Consider the following 24,777-nt stretch of genomic DNA (forward strand, 5'->3'; position numbering starts at 1 on the left):
CCGTCAGCGTCGTCTTGCCGTGGTCCACGTGACCGATCGTGCCCACGTTCACGTGGGGCTTGGTGCGCTCGAACTTACCCTTGGCCATGGTTCCGTCTCGTTGGGGCGCCTCGCGGGAGGCGTACGGTGGATTGCTCTGGTGACGAGTCCGGCCCCGATGGCCGGGACTCCTGCGGAAGGATCCGCCTACAGCATGGTGCTCACGACTGGAATCGAACCAGCGACCTCCTCCTTACCAAGGAGGTGCTCTACCGACTGAGCTACGTGAGCGTGGAACTTGCGGATGTCTGTCGCAGCTTCAATGGAGCGGGAGACGGGAATCGAACCCGCACCATCAGCTTGGAAGGCTGAGGTTCTACCATTGAACTACTCCCGCGCCGGACGAACCGCTTGGGTCTTGCGCCGCCGGTTGGTAAGGCCTGCGGTTGAAACATGAAACTGGTGGAGGGAGGTGGATTCGAACCACCGAAGGCGTAAGCCAGCAGATTTACAGTCTGCCCCCGTTGGCCGCTTGGGTATCCCTCCGGAGAGCCCGCAATTCTGGCGGAGCCGATCCGGCAAGTCAACGGATCGTTCACTTCTTCTAGCGGATGCCGAACCGGCGGTCAGACGTTGAAGCGGAAATGCAGCACGTCGCCTTCCTGGACGCGGTACTCCTTGCCTTCCAGGCGCAGACGACCGGCGTCGCGCGCACCGGCTTCGCCCTTGTACTTGATGAAGTCGTCGAAGCCGATCGTCTCGGCGCGGATGAAGCCCTTCTCGAAGTCGGTGTGGATGACCGCGGCCGCCTGCGGGGCGGTGGAGCCGGCCTTGACCGTCCAGGCGCGGACTTCCTTCACGCCGGCCGTGAAGTAGGTCTGCAGGCCCAGCAGCTTGTAGGCGGCGCGGATCACGCGGTTGAGGCCCGGCTCTTCGAGACCCAGGTCGGTCAGGAACGCGTCGCGGTCGGCGTCGTCGAGCTGGCTGAGCTCCTCCTCGATCGCGGCCGAGACCGGCACTACTTCGGCGCCCTCGGCAGCCGCACGGGCGCGCACGGCGTCGAGGTGCGGGTTGTTCTCGAAGCCGTCCTCGAGGACGTTCGCGATGTAGAGCACCGGCTTGATGGTGATCAGGAACAGGTCGCGAACGGCCGCCTTGTCCTCGTCCGACAGGCCGAGGCTGCGCGCGGCCCTGCCCTCGTCGAGGCCGGCGCGGATGCGCGCCAGCACTTCGACGCGCACCTTCGCGTCCTTGTCGCCGGTCTTGGCCGAGCGCTCGGCGCGCTGCAGGGCCTTGTCGACGGACTCGAGGTCGGCGAGCGCGAGTTCCGTGTCGATCGTCTCGATGTCGGCGATCGGGTCGACCTTGTTGGCGACGTGGATGACGTCCGGATGCTCGAAGCAGCGCACCACGTGCGTGATCGCGTCGACCTCGCGGATGTGCGCGAGGAACTTGTTTCCCAGGCCTTCGCCCGATGCGGCGCCGGCGACCAGGCCGGCGATGTCGACGAACTCGACGGCCGTCGGGATCACCTTCTGCGGCTTGACGATCTCGGCCAGCTGGTTGAGGCGCGGATCCGGCACCGGCACGACGCCGACGTTGGGCTCGATCGTGCAGAACGGGAAATTCGCCGCGGCGATGCCCGCCTTGGTCAGCGCGTTGAAGAGGGTCGACTTGCCGACGTTGGGCAGGCCGACGATGCCGCATTTGATGCCCATGGCGTGGCTCCAGTGATTCGAACGGAAATGCGCAAGCGGCGGATCACCGGCGCTTGCGCATGCCCGCTCAGGCTTTCGCGGTATTGAGGCGCTTCATCGCCTCGTTGATGTCGCCGGCAACGGCCAGCGGCATGACGTCGATGGCGTCGTCGATCGAACGCAGGATCAGCGTCTCATCGGCTGGCGAAGGCTTGCCGAGCACCCAGCCGACGACCTTGTCCTTGTGGCCCGGATGGCCGATGCCTACGCGCAGCCGGTGGAACTTCGCGTGGCCGAGCAGGCGGATGGTGTCGCGCAGGCCGTTCTGGCCGCCGTGGCCGCCGTCGAACTTGAGCCGCGCGGTGCCGGGCGAAAGGTCCAGCTCGTCGTGCGCGAGCAACGCCTCCTCCGGCTCGATCTTCCAGAACCGCAGCGCGGCGGTGACCGACTTGCCCGAGAGGTTCATGAAGGTCGCGGGCTTCAGCAGCCACACGCTCTGTCCGCCGATCTCGACCTTGCAGGTTTCGCCGAACAGCTTGGACTCGACGCGGAAGCTGCCGCCGCACCTGCGCGCGAGCTCGTCCACGAACCAGAACCCGGCGTTGTGCCGCTGGCGCGCGTGCTCGGGCCCGGGGTTGCCCAGTCCGACGATGAGTTTCAGGCCTGCCATCGCTCGATCCGCAAATACGAACGGGCCGACCGCGAGGGCCGGCCCGTCCGCATGACGCGATTACTTCTGGTCGCCTTCCGCGGCCGGGGTCTCGTCCTCGTCCGCCGTACGGGCGGCCTTGGCGATGACCACCGCGACGTCGTGCTCCTTGCCCAGCTTGAGCTCGGGGATCTCGACGCCCGACGGCAGCTTGATGTCCGACAGGTGGACGATGTCGCCCTGCTTGAGCGCGGCGAGGTCGACCTCGATGAACTCCGGCAGGTCCTTCGGCAGGCAGCTGACCGTCACTTCGTTGAGCTCGTGGGTGACCACGACCTCGGCGGACTTGCCGGCCGGCGACTTCTCCTGGTTGAGGAAGTGCAGCGGCACCGACGCGCGCAGCGCCTGGTTGGCGTCAACACGCTGGAAGTCCAGGTGCATGATCTGCTGCTTGTACGGATGGCGCTGCATGTCGCGCAGCAGCACGCTCTCGACCTTGCCGTCGATGTCGAGGTTCAGGATCGACGCGTAGAACCACTCGTTCTGGCTGGCGAGCCAGATCTTCTCGTGCTCGAGCTGGATCTGCTTGGGCTCGGCGTTGCCGCCGTAGACGATGGCCGGGATGGCGGCGGCATGACGCAGGCGGCGGCTCGCACCCTTCCCCTTGTCACTGCGGCCGGTAGCCTTGATGGTGTGATCGGACATTTCGATTACTCACTGTTACTGCGATGGAAACCGCCTCGCGGCGGCGATGTCACTCACCCGCGACCAGGTGAGTGGAGGTGCGGCTTGCGCCGCGGAAATCAGTCGACGTACAGCGAACTCACCGACTCGCCGAACGCCACGCGGCGGATGGTTTCGGCCAGCAGCTCGGCGACACTGAGCTGGCGGATCTTCGGGCATGCCCGCGCCGCCTCGGACAGCATGATCGTGTCGGTGACCACCAGCTCGTCGAGCGCGGAACCGCCGACGTTGGTGATCGCCGCGCCCGACAGCACGGGGTGGGTGCAGTAGGCCACGACCTTGCGCGCGCCGCGCTCCTTGAGCGCCATGGCCGCCGCGCAGAGCGTGCCGGCGGTATCGACGATGTCGTCCACCAGCACGCAGGTCTTGCCGTCCACGTCGCCGATGATGTTCATCACCGTGGCGACGTTCGCCTTCGGCCGGCGCTTGTCGATGATCGCGAGGTCCGCGTCGTCGAGGCGCTTGGCGATCGCGCGGGCGCGCACCACGCCGCCGACGTCGGGCGAGACCACCACCATGTTGTCGGTGCCGTGCGCGCGCCAGATGTCGGCGAGCAGCAGCGGCGATGCGTAGACGTTGTCGACCGGGATATCGAAAAAGCCCTGGATCTGGTCGGCGTGCAGGTCGACGGTGAGCACGCGATCGGTGCCGACCGCACCGAACATCTTGGCCGCCACCTTGGCCGTGATCGGCACGCGCGAGCTGCGCGGGCGGCGATCCTGGCGGGCGTAGCCGAAGTACGGCACGACGGCGGTGATGCTGCTGACACTGGCGCGCTTGAGCGCGTCGATCAGCACCAGCAGCTCCATGAAGTTCTCGGCGGTGGGCGCGTTCGTCGGCTGGATGACGAACACTTCCTGCCGGCGGACGTTCTCCTCGATCTCCACCTGCACTTCGCCATCGGAGAACTTGCCGACGAGCGCCTTGCCCATGCGCACGCCGAGCTCCTTGCAGACAGCGTCGGCGAGGGGCCGGTTGGCGTTGCCGGAGAAGACCAGGAGGTTGCGATCTTTGTGCATGGCGGCCGGGGTTCGGGACGGAAATTCGGAATTCGGTCTGATGCACACCGGGAGGCCGGGGACGCGCGCTACGCGCTGTCGGACGGCATCCGTCGCTAATGGCAGGGGCGGAAGGATTCGAACCTTCGCGTGCCAGGATCAAAACCTGGTGCCTTAACCGCTTGGCGACGCCCCTGTTGTCGAAAACCCGACGCCACCTGGGCGACGCCTACGTTCTGGCGAGTGCCCGGTGCAGCGGCGACACCACGGCGCCGGCGACGAGCCGGCAACGCAGGGCCGGCGGCAGCCGGCGGATCGCGGCCTCCGCCGACTCGCGCGTGGCGAACTCGACGAAGCAACCGCTGCCCGTGCCGGTCAGTCGGGCCCGACCCACCTGCGACAGCGCAGAGAGCGTGGCGTCGACCACCGGCTCGCGCGCGCGCAGGACGGGTTCGAAGGCATTTCCGAACCGGCCACTCCGGAGGTCGCCCCCCGCAACGAAGTCCGCCATTTTCAAGGGCGGTGAATCGCGCGTCAAATCGGGGGCCGCGAACAGCGCAGCGGTCGGGCTGTGGACGCCGGGCTCGGCGATCACGTACCAGGCCGGCGGCAGGCGGATCGGACGCAGCCGTTCGCCCACGCCCTCGGCCCAGGCATTGCGCCCCAGCACGAAGACGGGCACGTCGGCCCCGAGCGACAGCCCGAGTTCCGCCAGCCGCTGCAGCGGCCAGTGCAGACCCCAGAGCCGGTTGAGTGCGACCAGCGCCGTCGCGGCGTCCGATGAGCCGCCGCCGAAGCCGCCGCCGGTCGGAATGCGCTTCTCAAGCGAGATATCAGCGCCTTGGCTGCATTTGGCGGCATCTTGCAGCCTTTTGGCCGCACGTATGGCGAGATCAGACTGCTCTTCGACGCCTACGGCGGAGGCACCGACGCGGTGGATGCCGCCATCGCTCCGAACCCGCAACCGCACGGTGTCGCCCCATTCGAGCAACCGAAAGACCGACTGCAGCTCGTGGTAGCCGTCCGGGCGGCGGCCGGTGATGTGCAGGAACAGGTTGAGCTTGGCCGGGGCCGGCCAGGCGGTCCAGCCGTGGGTCATGGGGCCTCGGCGCCGTCGGTCCAGCGGTCGACGACGAGGCGCACGCGGGCGTCGTCGCGGCGGGCCTCGACGCGGCTGGGCAGCTCGGCCTGCGCGTCGGCCGGCCAGCTGTAGTCGATCGTCCAGCCGCCTTCGCTCAGGCGCGACGGGCGGCCGCCGGGGCCGAACTGCAGCACGGCGCCGCGCGGGTCGGTGCGCAGCCCGCGGACCCAGTACGGCAGCGAGCGCACCGGGATCTCCCAGCCCGTGGCCTCGCGCAGCAGGGCCTCGGCGTCGCCGCCTTCGCGCGGGCCGCCCGGCAGGCCGTCGAGCGTCGCGCCGCCGGGGCCGCCGCTCAGGCGCCAGCCCTGCCGCGTGATCGGCGCGGTCAGAGACACCTCGAAGCGCGCGCCGGACTGGCGCCATTCGAGCCGGCCACTGCCGGCATCGCGTGCGTTGGAGATCGCCACGCGGCCCTCGAAACCCCAGTCGGTGTCCGCGGCCATCGTCCGCTCGCGCTCGAGCTGGCGCGCCTCGGCCTCGGCGGCAGGCACGGCAGGCGCCTCGATGCGCGCCGTGGCGCAGCCGGCCAGCAGGCCCGCGGCAAGCAGCGCGGCAACACGGGTGCGAAAACGGCTCATTCGCCCTTCCCTCCGGCCGCCGGCTTCGCGGGCGCCGGCGGCAGCGTGGCGCCGGTCTTCTCCAGCGCACGGGCGAGCGCGCGGCTGTCGGGATCGAGCTTGCGCGCCTCCTCGAAATAGCCGCGTGCCTCGTCTTGGCGACCGAGCACCCACAGCACCTCGCCGACGTGCGCGGCGATCTCGGCGTCCTTCTGCAACGTGTAGGCACGCTGCAGCTCGACGATCGCCTCGGCCGGGCGGCCCAGGCGGTAGAGCACCCAACCGTAGCTGTCGACGATGGCGGCGTTGTTGGGCTCGGCCGCGCGGGCGCGATTGATCAGCTCCAGCGCCTCCTGGTAGCGCGTGGTGCGGTCGGCCAGCGTGTAGCCCAGCGCGTTGAGCGTGGCGACATTGTCGGGCTGCGCGACGAGGATGCGGCGCAGGTCGGCCTCGGCGCGGGCGACGTCGTCACGGCGCTCCCAGGCCAGCGCGCGGGCGTAGAGGAGGTCCGGATCGTCGGTGAACTCGGCAAGGCCGCGGGCGAAGGCGTCCATCTCGCGCGCGTCGTCCCTGTCCTTCTGCCAGAGTGCGGCTTCCAGCGCATAGGCGTCGCTGCGCACGTCGTCCTCGGCGGTGGCGTCCTGCTGCAGGGCGCGAAGCGTATCCACGGCCTCCTTCCTGCGGCCGAGCTCGTGCAGCACGTTGGCGGTGCGCAGGCGCGCGGTGAAGCGCTGCGGGCCGCCAGGCACGCTGCCGTACCAGTCCAGCGCGGCGTCGAAATGCTTGAGGTACTCGGCCAGCTGGCCGAGCAGCAGGCGGCGATCGGGCTGCGGCCGCTGCGCGTCGCGCGCGAGCTCGTCGTACAGCTGCTGCAGGCGGGTCTTGTCCCCGGCGCGCGCGTAAAGCGACGCACGCAGCGCGTAGGTCTGGTCGTCCTGTGGGCCGCGGGCGAGCGTGTCGGCGGCCGCGGCGGCGTCGCCCAGCGCGTCGTATTCGCGGGCGACCAGCAGGCGCAGCTCGGCATCGGCCGAGGCCGCGTCGCGCAGGCCGTCGATCACCGCGCGGGCCTCGGCCTGCTTGCCGTCGTCGCGCAGCTGGCTGGCCTTGAGCAGCGCGACGCGCGGATCGCCGGGGAAGCGGGCGATCACGTCGTCGACGATGCGCTCGACCAGCGCCGGCTGCTGCAGCCGCTGCGCGAGGCCGCCGAGCGCCAGCCATGCGGGCAGCGTGGTCGGCACGGCCTTGGCGTCGAGGAGGCGGCCGATCACGCCGGCGACCTGCTTCGGGGTCTTCGCGCCGGCCGCAAGAGTGCCGATCGCCGTCTTCCAGCCATCGCCCGGGCGAGCGAACAGCGCGGCGAGTTCGCGCATGGCGGTGGCGTCGTCGCCGCGGTGCAGCGCCAACGTGGCCTCGGCGACGTCGATCTGCGGCGCCGTGGCCGCAGCCGGCCCGAGCAGCTGTCGCCAGAGCTTCAGCGCCTCGGCGGCGCGGCGGTCGTCCTTGGCGACCAGCGCGATGCCCGTCGCGCGTTCGGCGAGCGCGGCGTCGCGGGCGGTGCGCGCGGCCTGCAGGTAGCTATTGGCGGCCTCGTCGAGGCGCCCGGCCTGCAGCGCGAACTCGCCGGCCAGCAGCGGCTCGAGCGGCAGGTCGGCCGCCGCCGGCGCCTTGGCGGCCATCGCCGGCAGCGCGATCGACACCGCGAGCGCGAGGCCCATCCGCTTGATCGAACGCAAAACGTGAGGCATGCGCACCCGGGATACTGAGTCTCAGAGGGGGCAGCACCCGCACCGGTAGAATGACGGGCGCTGCCGCCGCAGCTTAGCGCAGGCTCCTGTAACGAATGGGTTTCCACGTCATCGGCCTCAACCACGCCACCGCGCCCGTCGACGTGCGCGAACGGGTGGCCTTTGCCGGTGATGCGCTGGGCAGTGCGCTGGCGGAGGTCTGCGCCCTGCCCGGCGTCAGCGAGGTCGCGCTGCTGTCGACCTGCAACCGCACCGAGCTGTACGCCGAGGCGGCCGACGACGAGGCCGCGCTGGCCGACTGGCTCGCCCGCCGCTCGGGCGTCGGCGCCGACCTGCACGCCTACCTTTACCGCCACCACGAGGCGGACGCGGTGCGGCACCTGTTCCGCGTCGCGACCGGGCTCGACTCGCTGGTTCTGGGCGAGCCGCAGATCCTCGGCCAGGTGAAGGACGCCTGGGCGACGGCGCGCGCCGCCGGCACGCTCGGCAACCGGCTCGATCGCCTGTTCCAGCACGCGTTCACCACCGCCAAGCGCGCGCGCACCGACACGCGCATCGGCGCGAACCCGGTGTCGGTGGCGTCGACCGCGGTGAAGCTCGCGCAGGAATCGTTCGCGGCGCTCGGCCAGTCCACCGTGCTGCTGATCGGCGCCGGCGAAACCATCGAACTCGCCGCGCGCCATCTCGTGCAGGCCGGCACCCGGCGCCTGCTGGTCGCCAACCGCACGCTCGCGCACGCGCAGGAACTCGCGGTACGTCACGGCGGCTATGCGCTGCCGCTGGGCGACCTCGACAAGCACCTGCCCGAGGCCGACGTGGTGATCAGCGCGACCGCCAGCCGCGAGCCGATCCTGCACGCGACGCAGGTCGACGCCGCGCTCGCCGCGCGCCGTCGCCGGCCGATGCTGCTGCTCGACCTCGCCGTGCCGCGCGACATCGCCGCCGACGTCGCGCTGCTGGACGACGTATTCCTCTACACCGTCGACGACCTCGAACGTGCGATCGAGGAGAACCGGCGCAGCCGTCGCGAGGCCGCCGACGAGGCCGAGGCCATCGTCGAGCTGCAGGTGGCGCGTTTTCGCGAGAAGCTCGAGGCCAGCGGTCGTACCGAGCCGGTCAAGCGCATCCGCGCGCATGGCGAGGCCGCACGTGCCGAGGTGCTGGCCAGGGCGAAGCAGCAGCTTGCCGCCGGCATGTCGCCGGAGGACGCGCTCGAATTCCTCGCCCACACGTTGACCAACCGCCTGCTGCACGCGCCCACCGTGGCCGTGCGCGAGGCCGCCGCGCAGGGTGATGGCGACCTCGCCCGCGCCACCGAGCGCCTGTTTCCCGAAGCGCCGGCCGACGCGCCGCGCAACGGCGAGGCCTAGCGACCCGGTCCGTCGCCGTCCGGCCCGCCGCGTGCGGGCCGCCCCGTCCCGTCGCCCGGAATCCGCATGAACCCGTCCCTGCGCCGCAAGCTCGAAGCCCTGGCCGAACGCCGCGAGGAGCTCGAGCGCCTGCTCGCCGATCCCGCCGTCATCAACGATGCCGCGCAGTTCCGCCGGCTCTCGCGCGAGTTCTCGCAACTCGAGCCGGTCGCCACCGCGCTCGCGGCCGAGCAGCGCGCCCGTGAAGACCTCGACGCCGCGCAGGCGATGCGCGACGACCCGGAGATGCGCGAGCTCGCCGACGACGAGATAGATGTCGCCACGCAGCGCCTCGCGCAGCTGGAAACCGAGCTGCTGTCGCACCTGATCCCGCGTGACCCGCGCGACGACGGCGACCTCTACCTGGAGGTGCGCGCGGGTACCGGCGGCGACGAGGCGGCGATCTTCGCGGGCGACCTGTTCCGCATGTATTCGCGCTACGCGGAGCGCCAGGGCTGGCGCATCGAGGTGGAATCAGCGAATCCCGGCGAGCACGGCGGCTTCAAGGAAGTGATCGCGCGCGTCGAGGGCCAGGGCGCGTATTCGCGCCTGAAGTTCGAATCCGGCACGCACCGCGTGCAGCGCGTGCCGGCAACGGAATCGCAGGGCCGCATCCACACCTCCGCCGCGACGGTGGCGATCATTCCCGTCGAGGCCGACGAGGCGCCGATCGAGATCAGCGCCGCGGACCTGCGCGTCGACACCTTCCGTTCCTCCGGCGCCGGCGGCCAGCACGTCAACAAGACCGACTCGGCGATCCGCATCACGCATATCCCGTCGGGCCTGGTCGTCGAGAGCCAGACGGAGCGCAGCCAGCACGCGAACCGCGACAAGGCGATGAAGCGCCTGCGCGCGATGCTGGCCGAAGCGCAGGCCGCGAAGGCGGCGGCGGCACAGGCGGAGACGCGCAAGCTGCAGGTCGGCAGCGGCGATCGCAGCCAGCGCATTCGCACCTACAACTTCCCGCAGGGCCGCATCACCGACCACCGCGTCGAGGGGCTCACGCTGTACGACCTGCCGAACGTGATGGAAGGCGGGCTGGACGCGCTGCTCGACCGCCTGCAGCAGGAACACCAGGCCGACGAACTCGCGCGCCTGACCTCCGGCGGCTGACGGGGTGTCGTCACCCGCGGCGAGCGGCGACAATCGACGCATCCATCGCCCGGCCCCGACCATGGACCTGCGCATCCGCACCGCGACGCCCGACGACCTCGACGCCATCGCGCGCCTGTTCGACGCGTACCGCCAGTTCTACGGACAGCCCTCCGACCGCGCCGCCGCGCGCGCCTTCCTCGCCGAGCGCATGGAGTACCGGCAGTCGCTGGTGCTGCTCGCGGAGCACGGCGACGACGCCGTCGGCTTCGCGCAGCTCTACCCGATGTTCTCCTCGGTGCGCATGGCCTCGGTCTGGGTGCTCAACGATCTCTACGTCGACACCGACGCGCGCCGGCTTGGCGTAGGCCGCCGCCTGCTCGAAGCCGCGGCCGTGGCCGCGAAGGCCGCCGGCGCGGTGCGCGTGGCGCTGGAGACCGCGCGCGAGAACCTGCCGGCGCGTGCGCTCTACCGCGACGCGGGCTGGGAGGAAGAAGCCACGCAGTGGTACTCGCTCGACCTCGCGAAGCTGCAACTGCCCGTCTGACATGAGCGATCCACGGCAGCACGCACGCCTGCAGGTGCAGCGCGCGCCCGGCGATGCGATCGCCTGGTGCGTGCTGGCCGAGGCCGAGCTCGACGCGGGCGACGCCATCGCCGGCGAGCGCGCCGCGCAACGCGCACTCGCGCTCGCGCCGGGTCATCCCGAAGCACTCGCGCGGCTCGGTCGCGCGCAGTCGCTGCTGGGCCGGCAGCACGAAGCCGTCGATACGCTGCTGCGCGCGGCCGCCGGCGCACCGGGTCATCCCGGCATCGCCGTCTGGCTCGGTCATGCACTGGAGGACGTGCGCCGCGTGGAGGACGCTGCCCAGGCCTTCGCGCATGCGCACCGCCTGTTGCCCGACGAGCCGATGGTCGCCGGCTATCTGCTCGCCGCGCGGCGTCGCCTCTGCGACTGGCGCGACGTGGATTCGCTGTCGGCGCAGGTGCGCGCCGCCGTGCGCCAGCGCCAGGCCGCAGTGGAGCCGTTCGCCTTCCTGAGTGAGGACGCGACGCCCGCCGAACAGCTGCAGTGCGCGCGACTGCGCGCGGCGATGATTCCGTCGTCGCTCCATCCGATGCCGCCGGTCGAGCGCGCCTCGCGCGAGGGCGAACCGATCCGGCTCGGCTTCCTGTCCAACGGCTTCGGCGCGCATCCCACCGGCCTGCTCACCGTCGCCTTCCTCGAGGCGCTGGCGGACGTGGACGGCGTCGAGGCACATCTGTTCGCGCTGAACCCCGACGACGCCAGCCCGGTCCGCCGGCGCCTTGCCGCCGCGACGCAACTGCACGACGTCGCACTGCGCCCGCATCGCGTCGTCGCCGAGGCGATCCGTCACGCGAGCATCGACGTGCTGTACGACCTGCGCGGCTGGGGCGGCGGCGGCGCGCCGGAAGTGCTGGCGATGCGGCCGGCACCCGTGCAAGTGAACTGGCTCGCCTATCCCGGCACCTCGGGCGCGCCGTGGATCGATTACATACTCGCTGACGACGTGGTGCTTCCAGCCGCGCTCGCGCCGCACTTCAGTGAAACCGTCGTGCACATGCCGCGTGCGTTCCAGCCGTCGGACACCCGTCGCGCGCTCGCACCGCCGCCGCCGCGCGGCGAATGCGGCCTGCCTGAGAGCGGCGTGGTGTTCTGCTGTTTCAACAACAGCTACAAGCTGAACCCGCGCAGCATGGGCCGCATGTTCGAGGTGCTGCGTGCGGTCGAGGACAGCGTCCTATGGCTGCTGTCCGGCCCTGGCCGCGCCGACGAGCGCCTGCGTGCACAAGCCGCCTCAGCCGACATCGACCCCCTGCGCCTGGTGTTCATGCCCAAGCAGCCGCACACGGCCTACCTCGCGCGCCTGCAGCTCGCGGATCTGTTCCTCGACACGAATCCGTACAACGCGCATACCACCGCGTCGGACGCGCTCTGGGCGGGCTGTCCCGTGGTCACGTGTCCCGGCGCGACCTTCGCCTCGCGCGTGGCGTCGAGCCTGCTGACGGCGCTCGGGCTGACCGAGCTGGTTGCGGACGACGACGCGGCCTTCGTGCGGATCGCCGTCGAACTCGGCCGCGACGCCGATGCGCGCGCGGCCCTGAAGACCCGCCTGGCCGACGCCCGCGAACGTTCGCCGCTGTTCGACATGACGCGCTTCGCCGACGACTTCGCCGCGATCGCGCGGCGCATGGTGCTGGCCTGGCGCGAAGGCCGCGCGTCGGGCGCCGCCTAGGCCGATTCCTGCGCGTCGGCGAGCCGGCGATTACGGCGGTAGATGAGCTGGCCGACGACGCCCGTCAGCAGCAGCACCGCGTTGGTGAACACGAACACGCCGTTGTCGAGCAGCCAGCTGTAGACCACGAAGCCGACGCTCGCGCACATCTGCCCGATGAACAGCCAGCGAGACACGCCTTCGGTGCTGCGTTCGCGCCACTGCGTGTAGACCTGCCGGCCCAGCGTGGCGATGAGGATGGCGGACGCGGCCCAGCCGATCAGGTCGGTGGGCGTCATGGACGTCGGAGTCGTGCTGCGTGCATGCGCGCAGCGTCCCGTGCATCGCGTCGGAGCGTGGTGAAGCGTCGCGGACGCGTTCAGCCGATGGTGAAGCCACGGGGCGCGTCGATGTCGACGACCGCATCGCGCACCACGTCGTCCACGCGCGCGAGCGGCGGGCCCTGGCGCAGCCAGCCGGCGAGGCGCTCGATCGCCTGCGCCTCGCCGTGCACGAGCACCTCGACGCGCCCGTCCGCCAAGTTGCGCGCATGTCCCGCCAGCCCGAGCGCTTCGGCCTCGTGCCGCGTATGCGCGCGGAAAGCCACGCCCTGCACACGCCCGCTGACGAGGAAGCGCGCGGCGCTCATCCCTGCGCGTCCGACGCGTGGCGCGCGATGGCCTCGTCGATCGCCGCCACCGTCACCGCACCCGCCACCTTCATCGCGACGCGTCCGTCCGGTGCGATCAGCAGAGTCATCGGCAGGCCGCGCGGCGTCTCGAAGTCGGGCAGCGGCTTGTAGGTATCGAGGATCGCGATCGGATAGGACACGGGCCGCGTCTTCAGGAACGCGCGCATCGCGTCCGGCTCGATCTCCTCGTAGGCGAGGCCGATCACGTCGACGTCGCCGCGCTCGGCGAGCTTCGAGAGCTCGGGCATCTCCTTCAGGCAGGGCCCGCACCAGGTCGCCCAGAAATTGACCACCACGAAGCGCCCGCGGTGCCGCGCGAGGTCGAACGTCGCGCCGTCCACGGTCGTCACCTGCAGGCGTGGCTGCACGGCCTGCACGGGCTGCGGCTGACTCGGCTTCGCCTCCACCTGCACGACGGGCTGTTCGGGCGCAGGCTCGTCGCGGCTGCAGGCGGCGAGGCCCGCCAGCAGCGCGGCGGCGAGGACTAGGATTCGGGTCATGCGGACTCTCCGGAATTCCAGACGCTGGTGACGCGACGCCTGAGCACGTCGCGCAGCGGAAGGCGCAGCTCGTCGATGGCCTTCGCGACATGGTGGCCGATCGCGTCGTCGCGATGCGGCAGATGGGCTTCGGCGATCGGGATGCGCAGGCTGCAGGCTTCGTACAGCTCGGCCAGGCTGACCTCGTCGAGATCGCGCGCAAGCAGCCACTCGCCGCTTTCCGCGCGCCGCACGACGTTGATCGTCGACAGCTGCGCGAGCAACTGCTGCGCCAGTGCATCGGTCAGCATCGGCTCCACGCGCTGGATGTCGTCGACATGCAGGCCCTCGCCGCTGCGCCGCGCTTCGTCGAAACGCGCGAGCAGGCGCAGAAGGCCGTAGATCTCGAAGCCCTCCGGCAGCCGCTGCGTGGCGGGCTGGTAGCGGAAGGCCGACAGCGAGGCCGCGAACGACGCGCCGAGCAGGATCGCGAGCCAGCCGAAGTACATCCACAGCATGAAGATCGGGATGATCGCCAGCTGCTGGTAGATGCGTGCGTAGCTGTCGAAGCTGGTGAGGTAGACCCCCATCGCCCACTTCGCCGCCTCGAAGCCGAGCGTGGCCAGCACCGCGCCCGAAAACGCGTGCCGCCAGCGCACCGTGCGATGCGGCACCACGCGGTAGATGGCCGCGAACGCCACCACCTCGATCAGCAGCGGCGTGAGCTGCAACAGAAACGATTCCAGCGCATGGCCGGCGCGCGTCGCGAACAGCGCGAGCGCGAAGAAGCGCGCCGAGAGCGCGAGGCTGGCGGCGGCGAACACCGCGCCGAGCGTGAACACCGTCCAGTAGACGAGGAAGCGCCCGAGCTTCGGTCGCCCGGCCTTGACCCGCCAGATCGCGTTGAACGTGCGCTCCACGCCCGTCAAGGTGACCAGCAGCGAGAGCACAAGCGCCACGACACCGGTGGCCGTGAGCTTGCCCTTGTTGGCGGCCGCCGTTTCCAGCAGGTAGTTCTGCGCCGAACGCGCCACGCCCGGGACGAAGTTCGAGAATATGTAGTCGGCCAGCTGGCTCGACAGCGGGCGCAGCGCCTCGAAGGCGGACAGCACGCCGAAGATCACCATCGACAGCGGCACCAGCGCGAACAACGTGGTGAACGCGAGCGCGCCCGCGGCCTGGAACAGGTCGTCGTCGAGGAAACGACGCGCGAGGAAACGGAAGAACGCCACGGCACGCGCACGGTCGCGCAGGCGCGGGCTCAACAGGCTGAGCAGGTAGGGCGGCTCCATCGCGCCGCAGCCTACCCGATCGGCCGCTTGCGCGACGTCGCCGGCGGCGGACGTGAGCGACGCGTTATCCTCCGCGTCCTTCAACGCCGCGGTCGCCCGATGCCCGACGTCCTCATCGTCTACTACAGCCGTAACGGCTCCGTCGCCCGCCTCGCGCGCCAGATCGCGCGTGGCGTGGAGGAAGTCGACGGCATGCAGGCACGTCTACGCACGGTGCCGCCGGTCGCGGCGGTCACCAGCACGGCCGCGCCGCCAGTGCCGGAGTCCGGCTCCCCGTACGTCGAGCCGCGCGACCTGCAGGAATGCGCGGGCGTGGTGATCGGCAGCCCCACCCGCTTCGGCAACATGGCCGCGCCGCTCAAGTACTGGATCGACGGCCTCGGCGGCGAGTGGGCCAGCGGCACGCTGGTCGGCAAGCCCGCGGGCGCGTTCACCTCGTCGTCGACGATGCACGGCGGGCAGGAGTCGACGCTGCTGTCGATGATGCTGCCCCTGCTGCATCACGGCTGCCTGATCACCGGCATTCCGTTCACCGAGCCGAAGCTGAGCTCGACGCGCTCGGGCGGCACGCCCTACGGCGCGAGCCACGTCGCCGGCACGGGCGACGACGCGCCGGTGGACGAGGACGAGGCGCAGCTGGCGCGCGCGCTTGGCCGTCGCATCGCGCAGATCGCGGCGAGGCTCGCATGAGCGCGCGCAGCGTCCTCATCGCGTCGCTGGCGCTGCTCGCGGTGCTCTACCTCGCGTGGTTCGGCAGCCTCGACGAATGGATCGCCGCCGCCGTGTTCGCGCTGCCGGTACTGGCCTGTCTTGCCGGGGTGGCGCTCGCGCGCCGTACCGCGGGCTTCTGGTCGGGCGTGCTCGCGCTCGCCTGGTTCAGCCACGGCGTGATGGTGGCCTGGTCGCGCCCGGCCGAGCGCGGCTGGGCGCTGGCGGAAGTCGTGCTGTCGCTGGCGATCGTGATCGCGGGCAGCCTGCCCGGCCTGTGCGCGCGCTTCGGCCGCCGGCGCTGAGCGGGCGCGGCCTATAATCCGCGTCCTCCGACGCCTGGACCGCACCATGGATTCGCTCTGCATCGTCACCACCGGCGGGACGATCGACAAGATCTACTTCGACGACAAGTCGGACTTCCAGGTCGGCGAGCCGCAGATCGGGCGCATCCTCGAGGAGCTCGGTGTCGCGTTCCGCTTCAACGTGATCCCGATCCTGCGCAAGGACTCGCTGCACATCACCGATTCCGACCGCGAGCTGGTACGCGCGACCATCGCCGCGCAGCCCTGCCGCCACGTGCTGGTGACGCACGGCACCGACAGCATGGTGCAGACCGCGCAGGTGCTCTCCTCGCTGACCGACAAGACCATCGTGCTCACCGGCGCGCTGAACCCCGCGCGCTTCCGCGGCTCGGACGCCGAGTTCAACATCGGCACCGCGGTTGGGGCCGTGCAGGCGTTGCCGCCGGGCGTCTACATCGCCATGAACGGCCGCATCTGGGAGCCGACCAAGGTTCGCAAGAACGTCGAGGCCAACCGCTTCGAGCCGATCGAATAGGCACCTCGCACGCGCCTCGAAAGAAAAGACCCCGACCTCGCGGCCGGGGTCTTCGTTTTCCGCGGGTAGCGCGCCGGCCGGAGCCGGCGCGCGTCGCCGTCAGTTGATGGTGCCCTTCAGCGTGACGCCGGAGTACGCGGAGTACGCGCGGACGTTCACGTAGTACGTGCCGGCGGTCGGCGCGTTGATCGTGCAGGTCTCGGCGTTGCCGCTGAGGTACGGACGGCAGGTGTACGAGGAGGTCGTCGGCGCGGAGCCGAGCTTGACGTACAGGTCCGCGTCGCCGGTGCCGCCGGAGATCGTGAACACCACGCTCGTCTTGCCGGCCGGAACGCTCAGCGTGTAGTTCGCCGAGACGCCGCCCGCAGCCACCGACGGCAGGCTCACCGGCACGCCGCTGGTCAGCACCGTGCCGCCACCGCCGCCACCGCCCGTGCTGTAGCTGCCCGTCAGGGTGACGTTGGAGTAGGCCGAGTAGCCGTTGAGCAGCACGTAGTACGTGCCGGCCGTGGGCGCGGCGATCGTGCAGGTCTCGGTCGAGCTGCTCGCCTCGGACTTGCAGGTGTAGCTCGACGTCGTCGGATTGGAGCCGAGCTTGACGTAGAGGTCCACGTCACCCGAACCGCCCGTGGTCTTGAAGGTCAGGTTCGAAGCGCCCGACGGCACGACCAGCGAGTAGTACTTCGCGCTGCCGGCGCTGCCGGAGATGCCGCTGACCGGCGTGCCGTTGGTGAGCGCCGTCGTGGTGCCGCCACCGCCACTGCCGCCCGAGCAGCTCACGCCGACCGAGGTGAACGCCGCGGTGACGTCCGCCTTGCTCAGGCCCAGATCCTGCGCCGCGGTCTCGACGCCGCAGGCCGCCGAGTTGAACGTGCTGCTAGCGGTCCAGTACAGGGCGTTCGCGCGGGCGAACACCTTGAACGCGGTCGGCGTGTTCCAGCCTGAGGTCTTGGCGAGCGTGCAGAACGCCTTGTTGTAGACGCCCGACGAGTAGTGCACGTCCATGCCGTTGGTGTACTGCGACGCGTTGTTGATCGACGCGCCGTCCTGGCTTGGGTTGCACATGTAGCGCAGCGCACCGGTCGACTTGAAGATCTCGGTGCCGACGTTGAAGTCGTTGCTGCCCTTCCAGTAGTACTCGGTGGCTTCGCCGCCCATGTCGGAGAAGGCTTCGTTGATGCCGCCCGACTGGCCCGAATAGGTCAGGTTCGAGTGCTGCTCGGTGAAGCCGTGGCTGACCTCGTGGCCGGCGACGTCCGCACTGACGAGCGGATAGAACGTGTTCTTGCCGTCGCCGAAGCTCATGTACTGGCCGTCCCAGAACGCGTTCTCGTAGCTCGACGAGTAGTGCACGCGCATGACCAGCTGGAAGTTGAGCGCGTTGTAGCCGGTGTAGGCCGGATACATCTTGGTGATCAGGCCACCGAAGTAGTGCGCGTCGTTGAGCGGCGAGTACGCGCCGTTGATGGTCTTCACCGTGTTGCGCGGACAGGTGTACGAGAACGCCGTGCTGCCGCTGGTGCCACCGTTGAGGTTCACCGTCTTCACGTTGGCGTTGTTCATCGTGCAGGTCGTGCCCGACTGCGCGACGTCGAGGTAGCCGTAGCGGCCGCCCGAACCGTACTCGTACTGGCCGGTCTTGGCGTTGCCGCCGGGGCCCGTGCCGACTTCGGCGGTGGTGAGGCCTTCCCAGCGCTTGAGCACCGCGCCGCTGTCGGCATCGACGATCACGAACGGACGCGACGCATCGCCGCCGCCGTCGCGCTCGGCGAAGTAGGACACCACGAACGCGCGGTGCGCCTTGCCGGCGTCGTCGATGAAGATCATCAGCTCCGACTTCTCGTTGCGCGTCTTCATCGCGGCGATCTTCTGGCCGTGCGCGGCGCGCTTGCCGATGTCGAGCGCGCCCGCGTTGGACAGGCGCGTGGCGCCGGCCGGGATCTCGGCGGCCAGGCCTTCGACCCTGCGGCCGAACATGGCGCGCACGGCGCCGGCCTTCTCGCTCACCACGATGTTCTCGCCGAACACCGGGATGCCGCGGAACGTCTGCTGGTAGCGGTAGTGCTGCGAGCCGTCTCGCTCCTGCACGAAGCCGACCTGCTTCAGCGCGGACAGCGAATCCACGCCGACCAGTTCGGCATGGCGGTCGCGGGCGACAGGGGCGGCGCCGAGCGTCGCGGTGGCGGCGCTGTACTGCTGCCCGACCTTGCCGGCCGGCATGCGGTGCAGATCGGTACGGGTGGCGGCGCCGGCACTGCCCGCGACGATCGCGAGCACGAGGGGGGAGAGCGCCAGCAGGCGGGAAGTCGGTTTCGACATGGAAGATCCTTGGGACGGGTACGTCGTGGGTTCGACGGCGGGAAGCCCGTATCGCGGGGCAGCGGGCCGGGCACGGTGGGACGCGATCCTTCTGCGTCCCGCCGACAATGCCCCGGCGCCAGCGCGATGCGCCAGAAGAATCCGGATTTTTCTGTCCGGTCCGACGAGCGGTTTACGTTACCCGGCCATGCCCCAGGAAATTCAATAGCTTGCCGGCGTCGCCATGCGCGCCAGCCGCGGCAAACAGTGATGATTGCCGCATTGCAGCAGCCACAATGGGCGACCGTTCGTCGGCTGGACACGAAGATTCCCCACGCTCGACCCGCCTGGCCGTCGCTTCACAGGTTGCCCGAAGGCATGGGCTCAGGCACCAACGTCGCCCGGGGCGTGCGCACAGGAAGCCCGAGCCCCAGAGCACCGATGCTTGAGCGCCATCCAGCAGGCGGTCGCCCGTCGGCCGACGGCCCGTCCGCTCAGAACATCCCGGTTTCGAGGCGTGCGGCCTCGGACATCATCGTTCGGTTCCACGGCGGGTCGAATACCAGCTCGACGTCCGCCTCGGCCACGGTCGGGATCAGCTCCAGCTTGTCGCGCACGTCGGCCACCAGCACGTCGCCCATGCCGCAGCCCGGAGCGGTCAGCGTCATCTCGACGCGCACCACGCGCTGCGAGGCGTCGTCCTCGCGATGGTCGATCTCCACCGAATAGACCAGCCCGAGGTCGACCACATTGATCGGGATCTCGGGGTCGAAACAGGTCCGCAACTGCTGCCAGACGAGCTTCTCGACGGCCTCGTCGCTGGCGTCCTCGGCCAGTTCCAGCGGCTCCGGCGGCTCCTTGCCGATCGCGTCGGCGTCGCGGCCGGCGATGCGGAACAGGTTGCCCTCGACGAAGACGGTGAAGCTGCCGCCGAGCGCCTGCGTGATGTAGCCGACACTGCCGGCGGGCAGGGTCACGGCCTCGCCCTGCGGGACGAGCACGGCGGCGCAGTCGCGCTCGAAGCGGACGGGTTCGCTGGAACGGGAATACATCGGCGGGGCCATCTTGGAACCAGCACCATTCTAGTCCGGTTTCGCGCCGCCTCCCTGTCCGGCAGCTATCCTGTGCGGCCGCTCGACCGACCGCCCGGATGCCGACGACCCGCCCCGCCCTCGCCTGGCTCCTGCTTCCGCTCGTCGTCGCCGGCTTCGCGGCGCTGTGGACGCTCGCCGCGCTGTACTCGGGTCGCCAGTGCAGCTTCATGGCGGTGGTCGGCGCGATCGACGTACTGTGGGTGTTGGGCCTCGCGCCGCGCATGGGCGTCGCCGCGCGGGCCACGCTCGCGACGCTGTCGACCGCCGCGCTGGTCGTGCTGGCCAACTGGTCGATCATCGCCATCCATCTCGGCGGGCCGCTCGGCACCGGGCCGCTGGCCTCGATGGCCAAGCTCGGCCTGCACCACGCGCGCACGCTGGCGGGCCTGGCCAACGACTGGCGCGACGGTGTCTGGGTCGTGCTGGCGCTGGCGATCTCGGCCGGCTGGCCGTTCTTCAATGCCCGCCGTCTAGCGCTTTCAGCTCGCTGACCAGCGCCGCCGCCATCGCCGCGCCGTCGCCGAACAGCATTCGCGCGTTGTCGGCATAGAAGAGCGCGTTCTCGATGCCCGCAAAGCCCGTGCCGCGGCCGCGCTTGATCACCACCACGTTCTTCGCGTCCACCACGTCCAGGATCGGCATGCCGTAGATCGGGCTCGCCGGGTCGGTCTTCGCCACCGGGTTGACCACGTCGTTGGCGCCGATCACGAGCGCGACGTCGGTGTTCTTGAACTCCGGATTGATGTCGTCCATGTCGGCGATGAGGTCGTAGGGCACGCCGGCCTCGGCCAGCAGCACGTTCATGTGGCCGGGCATGCGACCGGCCACCGGGTGGATCGCGAACTTCACCTTGACCCCGCGCTCCATGAGCTTCTGCGTGAGCTCCCATATCTTGTGCTGCGCCTGCGCGACGGCCATGCCGTAGCCCGGCACGATCACCACGCGCTCGGCGTAGGCCATCAGCGCGGCGACGTCCCCCGCCTCGATCGGTTTCTGGCTGCCCGTGATCTCCTGCGCTTCCCCGCCCGCGCCGAACGAGCCGAACAGCACGCCGCGGATCGGCCGGTTCATCGCCTTCGCCATCAGCCGCGTGAGCAGAAGGCCCGCGGCACCGACCATGGTGCCCGCGATGATCAGTGCCTCGTTGCCGAGCACGTAGCCTTCGAGCGCGACGGCGAGCCCGGTGAATGCGTTGTAGAGCGAAATCACCACGGGCATGTCGGCGCCGCCGATCGGCAGCGTCATCAGCACGCCCAGCAGTAGCGCCAGCGCGAAGAAGGCGACGATGGCGTCCATGCCCAACTGCGCGCAGATCATCACCGCGAGTACGAGCGTGGCGAGGAACACGAGGCCGTTGAACAACTGCTGGCCGGGAAACACGAAACGACGGTCGAGGCGGCCGTCGAGCTTCGCCCAGGCGATCACCGATCCCGACAGCGAAACCGCGCCGATCAGCGCGCCGATCACCGCGAGCACGATGGCGGTGGTCGATGCCTGCGCCGGCGGTGTCGCGCCTGCCGCGCTGGCGAGCGTGGCGGACTCGCGCAGCGACGACCAGCGCAGCAGCTCCAACGCGCCGATGGCGGCCGCCGAGCCGCCGCCCATGCCGTTGTAGAGCGCCACCATCTGCGGCATGTCGGTGATGGCCACGCGCTTGCCCGACACCCACGCCAACAGCGTACCCAGCGCCAGCGCTACCAGGATCAGCCCGAGGTTGTGCAGGCCGGGCAGCAGGAACGTGGCCGCCGTGGCGATCACCATGCCCGCGCCCGCCCAGCGGATGCCGCTGCGCGCGGTCACCGGCGAGGCCATGCGCGACAGCCCGAGCAGGAACAGCGTGGCGGCGACCAGATACGCGACGGCGGCGACGAACAGCCGCGCCTGGTCCGGGCCCTCGAACGGGTTCATGCCTCGCTCCCGGGCTTCCTGGACGGCTTGAACATCTCGAGCATGCGCTCGGTGACCACGTAGCCGCCGGCGGCGTTGCCCGCACCCAGCAGCACGGCGACGAAGCCGATCGCCTTCTCGAGCGTGGTGTCGGCATGCCCCAGCACCACGATCGCGCCGATCAGCACGATGCCGTGGATGAAGTTGCTGCCCGACATCAGCGGCGTATGCAGGATCACCGGCACGCGCGAGATGATCACGTGGCCCGCGATCGCCGCGAGCATGAAGATGTACAGCGCGACGAACCCGTCCGACACGGCGACACTCCCCATCCCCGGTTGCGCCCATCATAACGACGCCTGAATCCGGCCCGCCATGCGTCAACCACCGGGCCGCACGCGCGTTTCCACCCCTGCGCCGGCCGCGTTCGCGCCGCCGACGAGTCCGCCGGAGCCCGCCCATGCACATCGCCGCCACCAGCGTCCTGCCCGACCGGGGCTCCGGAGGCGCATGAGCGTGCCCGCGGCCGTGATCGAGGACGACGCGCCGGACGCGCCGCAGACGCTCGACGCCTTCCTGGCGTCGGTGTCGACGCGCGCCTTCCGCTTCGCCGAGCTCGGGCTGCGCCACCGCGAGGACGCGCTCGACGCGGTGCAGGACGCGATGGTGAAGATGCTGGCCTACGCGCAGCGCCCGCCGTCGGAATGGACGCCGCTGTTCTGGAGCGTGCTGCGCAGCCGGATCATCGACCAGCAGCGCCGCCGCACTTTCCGGCTGAAGTGGGTGCTGCCGGCGCCGGCCGGGGACGAGGGCGCGGTGGACTGGGCGGACCCGGGGCCGGATCCGTCGCGCAGCAACGATTCGCGCGAGGCGTACACGCGCCTCGCCGAGGCCCTTCAGCAGTTGCCCGCGCGCCAACGCGAGGCATTCACGCTGCGGGTACTGGAGGAACTGGACGTCGGCACGACGGCGCGGGTGATGGGCTGCAGCGAAGGCTCGGTCAAGACCCACCTGTCCCGCGCGCGCGACGCCCTGTCGAAGCAACTGGAGGACTTCCGATGAGCCGACACGACACCGCCGGCGACGCGCTCGACGCCCGCATGCGCGACGTCCATGCGCGGTCGCTGGACCACCTCTCCCCGCGCGTGCAGGCGCAGCTCGCGCTGCGTCGGCGCGAGGCGCTGCAGGGCGCAACGCCGCGGCGTGCGTCGCGCGGCCTGCTGCCCTGGGCCGGCATGGCGACCGCCGGCCTCGCGCTGGCGCTGGTCGTGCAGTTGCATCCGCCGTCGACAGTGCAGCCGCCGGCGCAGGTGGCCGCCGTCCGCCCCGCGTCGGACGCGCCGCGCCTGGCCGCGCTCGGCTCGGCCGATGCCGAAAGCATCAGCCCCGACCTGATCGAGGATCCCGATTTCTACCTGTGGCTGGGCGATGGCGGCCCGGCCCGCACGGAGTGATAGCCATGAAGCGAACCGCCGCCCTCCTGTCCGCCCTGCTGCTCGCCGCGGCCCTTCCCGCCGCCGCGCAGTCGCGCCCGGCGCCGCTGCCCGAATGGGACCGACTGACGCCCGCCCAGCGCGAGGTGTTGATCGCTCCGCTGCGCGAGCGCTGGAACGCGAGCCCGCAGAACCGCACCCGCATGTGGGACCACGCCCAGCGCTGGCGCACGATGACGCCGGCCCAGCGCGCACAGGCACGCCGCGGCATGGAGCGCTGGCAGGGAATGTCGCCGCAGGAGCGCGAGCAGGCCCGCGCGGCTTTCGACCGCATGCGCAACCTGCCGCCGGAACAGCGCCAAGCGATGCGCGAGAAGCTTCGCAACATGACGCCCGAGCAGCGCAAGGCCTGGTTGAAGTCGCAGAACCGGCAGAACTGACCGATCCGCTGGGCTAGGCCGCGACGGCCTCGTCCGCGCGCTCCGGCCAAACGGTGCGGGCGAGCAACTCGTCGCTCCAGTCGAACGACAGCCGGCCGGCGTCGAGGAACAGCGCGACGAAGTTCAGCACGTTGCGCGCGTACATCTCGCTCGCGTGCACCGCGCCAAGGCTGGCGAGCCCGAGCGGCCCGGCCACGGTGACACCGCCGACGTCGACCGTTTCGCCCGGCACCGTCGCCTCGCAGTTGCCGCCGCTCTCAGCGGCGAGGTCGACGATCACGCTGCCCGGCCGCATCCCGGCCACCATCACCGACGTCACGATGCGCGGCGCCGGCCGACCTGGCACCGCGGCCGTGCAGACCACCACGTCCACCGACCCGAGATGCGTGCCGAGGCGCTTCTGCTGCTCGGCGCGCTCGTCGTCGGTGAGCGCACGCGCGTAACCGCCCTCGCCCGCCGCGCTGACGCCGAGGTCGAGAAAGCGCCCGCCCAGCGACTCGATCTGCTCGCGGGTTTCCGGACGCACGTCGAAGCCTTCCACCTGCGCGCCAAGCCGGCGCGCGGTCGCGATGGCCTGCAGGCCTGCCACGCCCGCACCGATCACCAGCACCTTCGCCGGCCGGATCGTGCCGGCCGCGGTCGTCAGCATCGGGAAGAAGCGCGGCGCGAGCGTGGCGGCGATCAGCACCGCCTTGTAGCCGGCCATGCCCGCCTGCGAGCTCAGCACGTCCATCGACTGCGCGCGCGTGGTGCGCGGAAGGCGTTCGAGCGGGAACGCATGGAGGCCGCGCTCGCGGAGGATCGCCGCGCGGCTTTCTGAGGCCTGCGGCGCGAGCAGGCCGACCAGCGTCGCTCCGTGTTTCGCGCGCGCCAGCAGCTCGTCGGCGGGCGGCTGCACGACGAGCAGAAGATCGGCCGCGAGCACGTCGTCGAGCGACGCGACGCTCGCACCGGCGTCGGCGTATGCCTCATCGACGAAACCGGCGCCGCGACCCGCACCGCTCTCGACGACCACCCGTGCGCCGCGCGCCGCCAGCTTGCGCACCGTCTCGGGCGTGGCCGCCACGCGCCGTTCGCCGGGCGCGCGCTCACGCAGGATGCCTACCGTCACGTCCGTCATGCGGGTGCTCCGTCGGGGCCTCGGGCCATGCTAGCGGCAATGCGGTGCGGATGGCGGAGAGTGCCGACGCGCCGGGTCCTGCGGCGAACGGTGGCCGCGACATGGCGTCGCCTCGACACGCCCCCCGCCGACGGAGATACATCGTTGCCGGTCTCGCGTCGTTCGCTCATCGTGCGTGAAACACGATGGCGACCCCGAACGGTAACGGGCGCCCAAAGTCGCGACTCGTCGATCCGGGGAAGGCGTA

At 70.6% G+C, this 24,777-nt stretch carries 28 protein-coding genes and 4 tRNA genes; 11 read left to right on the top strand and 21 right to left on the bottom strand.

The window, feature by feature from the left end:
* From IE066_RS10725 to IE066_RS10780, 12 genes are all read right to left on the bottom strand, one after another.
* Window positions 1–88: GTP-binding protein (locus IE066_RS10725; RefSeq protein WP_033473206.1), on the bottom strand; the 88-nt coding region annotated here is incomplete at its 3' end.
* A gap of 106 nt (window positions 89–194) precedes the next feature.
* Window positions 195–270, bottom strand: a tRNA-Thr gene (locus IE066_RS10730).
* A gap of 32 nt (window positions 271–302) precedes the next feature.
* Window positions 303–376, bottom strand: a tRNA-Gly gene (locus IE066_RS10735).
* 63 nt (window positions 377–439) lie between these two features.
* Window positions 440–525, bottom strand: a tRNA-Tyr gene (locus tag IE066_RS10740).
* 80 nt (window positions 526–605) lie between these two features.
* The gene (gene ychF / locus IE066_RS10745; protein ID WP_189449726.1) at window positions 606–1,697 is read right to left on the bottom strand and encodes a redox-regulated ATPase YchF; all 1,092 of its coding nucleotides are present in this window, start codon (window positions 1,695–1,697) and stop codon (window positions 606–608) included.
* A gap of 67 nt (window positions 1,698–1,764) precedes the next feature.
* On the bottom strand, window positions 1,765–2,346 hold the full coding sequence (gene pth / locus IE066_RS10750; RefSeq protein WP_189449727.1) for an aminoacyl-tRNA hydrolase: 582 nt from the start codon (window positions 2,344–2,346) through the stop codon (window positions 1,765–1,767).
* Window positions 2,347–2,406: 60 nt separating this feature from the next.
* The gene (locus IE066_RS10755; RefSeq protein ID WP_189449728.1) at window positions 2,407–3,030 is read right to left on the bottom strand and encodes a 50S ribosomal protein L25/general stress protein Ctc; all 624 of its coding nucleotides are present in this window, start codon (window positions 3,028–3,030) and stop codon (window positions 2,407–2,409) included.
* A 98-nt stretch (window positions 3,031–3,128) separates the two neighbouring features.
* Window positions 3,129–4,088: a ribose-phosphate diphosphokinase gene (locus tag IE066_RS10760; protein ID WP_189449729.1), complete on the bottom strand. Its 960-nt coding sequence runs from the start codon at window positions 4,086–4,088 to the stop codon at window positions 3,129–3,131.
* A gap of 99 nt (window positions 4,089–4,187) precedes the next feature.
* Window positions 4,188–4,263: transfer RNA gene (locus IE066_RS10765), tRNA-Gln, on the bottom strand.
* Between the two features lie 33 nt (window positions 4,264–4,296).
* A complete protein-coding gene (gene ispE, locus IE066_RS10770) occupies window positions 4,297–5,166 on the bottom strand; it encodes a 4-(cytidine 5'-diphospho)-2-C-methyl-D-erythritol kinase (RefSeq protein WP_189449731.1) in 870 nt (289 codons plus the stop codon).
* The gene (gene lolB / locus IE066_RS10775; RefSeq protein ID WP_189449733.1) at window positions 5,163–5,786 is read right to left on the bottom strand and encodes a lipoprotein insertase outer membrane protein LolB; all 624 of its coding nucleotides are present in this window, start codon (window positions 5,784–5,786) and stop codon (window positions 5,163–5,165) included. Before lolB ends, ispE begins: the two co-directional genes overlap by 4 nt.
* A complete protein-coding gene (locus IE066_RS10780) occupies window positions 5,783–7,510 on the bottom strand; it encodes a tetratricopeptide repeat protein (protein ID WP_189449735.1) in 1,728 nt (575 codons plus the stop codon). The genes lolB and IE066_RS10780 overlap by 4 nt, the downstream gene beginning before the upstream one ends.
* A 95-nt stretch (window positions 7,511–7,605) precedes the next feature.
* Between IE066_RS10780 and hemA the strand changes: the two genes are divergently transcribed.
* The 4 genes from hemA to IE066_RS10800 all read left to right on the top strand — a co-directional run bounded on the left by hemA (window position 7,606) and on the right by IE066_RS10800 (window position 12,269).
* Window positions 7,606–8,880, top strand: a complete 1,275-nt coding sequence (gene hemA, locus IE066_RS10785; protein ID WP_189449737.1) for a glutamyl-tRNA reductase — start codon at window positions 7,606–7,608, stop codon at window positions 8,878–8,880.
* Window positions 8,881–8,946: 66 nt separating this feature from the next.
* The gene (prfA, locus tag IE066_RS10790; protein ID WP_189449739.1) at window positions 8,947–10,032 is read left to right on the top strand and encodes a peptide chain release factor 1; all 1,086 of its coding nucleotides are present in this window, start codon (window positions 8,947–8,949) and stop codon (window positions 10,030–10,032) included.
* A 61-nt stretch (window positions 10,033–10,093) separates the two neighbouring features.
* Window positions 10,094–10,558, top strand: coding sequence for a GNAT family N-acetyltransferase (locus IE066_RS10795; protein ID WP_189449741.1), 465 nt, complete (start codon window positions 10,094–10,096; stop codon window positions 10,556–10,558).
* A 1-nt stretch (window position 10,559) separates the two neighbouring features.
* Window positions 10,560–12,269 carry an O-linked N-acetylglucosamine transferase, SPINDLY family protein gene (locus tag IE066_RS10800; RefSeq protein WP_189449743.1) on the top strand — a complete coding sequence of 570 codons (1,710 nt, stop codon included), beginning with the start codon at window positions 10,560–10,562 and terminating at the stop codon, window positions 12,267–12,269.
* Here the strand turns inward: IE066_RS10800 and IE066_RS10805 are convergent.
* From IE066_RS10805 to IE066_RS10820, 4 genes are all read right to left on the bottom strand, one after another.
* On the bottom strand, window positions 12,266–12,547 hold the full coding sequence (locus tag IE066_RS10805) for a SemiSWEET family transporter (protein ID WP_189449745.1): 282 nt from the start codon (window positions 12,545–12,547) through the stop codon (window positions 12,266–12,268). The genes IE066_RS10800 and IE066_RS10805 overlap by 4 nt on opposite strands.
* Before the next feature lie 80 nt (window positions 12,548–12,627).
* The gene (yccX, locus tag IE066_RS10810) at window positions 12,628–12,897 is read right to left on the bottom strand and encodes an acylphosphatase (RefSeq protein ID WP_189449747.1); all 270 of its coding nucleotides are present in this window, start codon (window positions 12,895–12,897) and stop codon (window positions 12,628–12,630) included.
* Window positions 12,894–13,439, bottom strand: a complete 546-nt coding sequence (locus IE066_RS10815; RefSeq protein ID WP_189449749.1) for a TlpA family protein disulfide reductase — start codon at window positions 13,437–13,439, stop codon at window positions 12,894–12,896. The genes yccX and IE066_RS10815 overlap by 4 nt, the downstream gene beginning before the upstream one ends.
* On the bottom strand, window positions 13,436–14,710 hold the full coding sequence (locus IE066_RS10820) for a YihY family inner membrane protein (protein WP_189449752.1): 1,275 nt from the start codon (window positions 14,708–14,710) through the stop codon (window positions 13,436–13,438). The genes IE066_RS10815 and IE066_RS10820 overlap by 4 nt, the downstream gene beginning before the upstream one ends.
* 99 nt (window positions 14,711–14,809) lie before the next feature.
* Between IE066_RS10820 and wrbA the strand changes: the two genes are divergently transcribed.
* Genes wrbA through IE066_RS10835 form a run of 3 tightly spaced genes read left to right on the top strand, consistent with a single transcriptional unit; the run spans window position 14,810 to window position 16,258 of the window.
* Window positions 14,810–15,400 carry an NAD(P)H:quinone oxidoreductase gene (gene wrbA / locus IE066_RS10825; protein WP_189449754.1) on the top strand — a complete coding sequence of 197 codons (591 nt, stop codon included), beginning with the start codon at window positions 14,810–14,812 and terminating at the stop codon, window positions 15,398–15,400.
* Window positions 15,397–15,723 (top strand): DUF2069 domain-containing protein, encoded by a 327-nt coding sequence (locus IE066_RS10830; protein WP_189449756.1) that lies wholly within the window; start codon window positions 15,397–15,399, stop codon window positions 15,721–15,723. Before wrbA ends, IE066_RS10830 begins: the two co-directional genes overlap by 4 nt.
* A gap of 46 nt (window positions 15,724–15,769) precedes the next feature.
* Window positions 15,770–16,258 carry an asparaginase domain-containing protein gene (locus tag IE066_RS10835; RefSeq protein ID WP_189449758.1) on the top strand — a complete coding sequence of 163 codons (489 nt, stop codon included), beginning with the start codon at window positions 15,770–15,772 and terminating at the stop codon, window positions 16,256–16,258.
* 99 nt (window positions 16,259–16,357) lie between these two features.
* Here the strand turns inward: IE066_RS10835 and IE066_RS10840 are convergent, their stop codons facing one another.
* Together IE066_RS10840 and sufT are read right to left on the bottom strand one after the other, a co-directional pair.
* Window positions 16,358–18,577, bottom strand: coding sequence for a M4 family metallopeptidase (locus IE066_RS10840; protein ID WP_308427445.1), 2,220 nt, complete (start codon window positions 18,575–18,577; stop codon window positions 16,358–16,360).
* A gap of 473 nt (window positions 18,578–19,050) precedes the next feature.
* Complete coding sequence (sufT, locus tag IE066_RS10845) at window positions 19,051–19,608, bottom strand: putative Fe-S cluster assembly protein SufT (RefSeq protein ID WP_189449760.1); 558 nt, start codon at window positions 19,606–19,608, stop codon at window positions 19,051–19,053.
* Window positions 19,609–19,706: 98 nt separating this feature from the next.
* On the opposite strand from sufT, the gene IE066_RS10850 reads away from it, so the two are divergent.
* On the top strand, window positions 19,707–20,141 hold the full coding sequence (locus IE066_RS10850; RefSeq protein ID WP_189449762.1) for a hypothetical protein: 435 nt from the start codon (window positions 19,707–19,709) through the stop codon (window positions 20,139–20,141).
* On the opposite strand, the gene IE066_RS10855 is transcribed toward IE066_RS10850, so the two are convergent.
* Entirely contained in the window at window positions 20,107–21,558 is a 1,452-nt protein-coding gene (locus IE066_RS10855) for an NAD(P)(+) transhydrogenase (Re/Si-specific) subunit beta (protein ID WP_189449764.1), read from the bottom strand. The two genes, IE066_RS10850 and IE066_RS10855, sit on opposite strands and share 35 nt — an antisense overlap.
* Entirely contained in the window at window positions 21,555–21,854 is a 300-nt protein-coding gene (locus tag IE066_RS10860; RefSeq protein WP_189449766.1) for an NAD(P) transhydrogenase subunit alpha part 2, read from the bottom strand. The genes IE066_RS10855 and IE066_RS10860 overlap by 4 nt, the downstream gene beginning before the upstream one ends.
* 193 nt (window positions 21,855–22,047) lie before the next feature.
* Here IE066_RS10860 and IE066_RS10865 point away from each other — a divergent pair, with 193 nt between their 5' ends.
* From IE066_RS10865 to IE066_RS10875, 3 genes are read left to right on the top strand one after another with little or no spacing between them, the layout of a single operon-like run.
* Window positions 22,048–22,599 (top strand): RNA polymerase sigma factor, encoded by a 552-nt coding sequence (locus tag IE066_RS10865; RefSeq protein ID WP_189449768.1) that lies wholly within the window; start codon window positions 22,048–22,050, stop codon window positions 22,597–22,599.
* Window positions 22,596–22,991, top strand: coding sequence for a hypothetical protein (locus IE066_RS10870; RefSeq protein ID WP_189449770.1), 396 nt, complete (start codon window positions 22,596–22,598; stop codon window positions 22,989–22,991). Before IE066_RS10865 ends, IE066_RS10870 begins: the two co-directional genes overlap by 4 nt.
* A gap of 5 nt (window positions 22,992–22,996) precedes the next feature.
* Window positions 22,997–23,410, top strand: coding sequence for a DUF3106 domain-containing protein (locus tag IE066_RS10875; protein ID WP_189449771.1), 414 nt, complete (start codon window positions 22,997–22,999; stop codon window positions 23,408–23,410).
* A gap of 13 nt (window positions 23,411–23,423) precedes the next feature.
* Here IE066_RS10875 and IE066_RS10880 read toward each other — a convergent pair whose 3' ends face one another.
* Window positions 23,424–24,530 (bottom strand): NAD(P) transhydrogenase subunit alpha, encoded by a 1,107-nt coding sequence (locus tag IE066_RS10880; RefSeq protein ID WP_189449773.1) that lies wholly within the window; start codon window positions 24,528–24,530, stop codon window positions 23,424–23,426.
* Window positions 24,531–24,777 lie beyond the last annotated feature (247 nt).

Source organism: Cognatilysobacter xinjiangensis, from assembly GCF_014651995.1.
In the GTDB taxonomy this organism is placed as follows: Bacteria; Pseudomonadota; Gammaproteobacteria; order Xanthomonadales; family Xanthomonadaceae; genus Cognatilysobacter; species Cognatilysobacter xinjiangensis.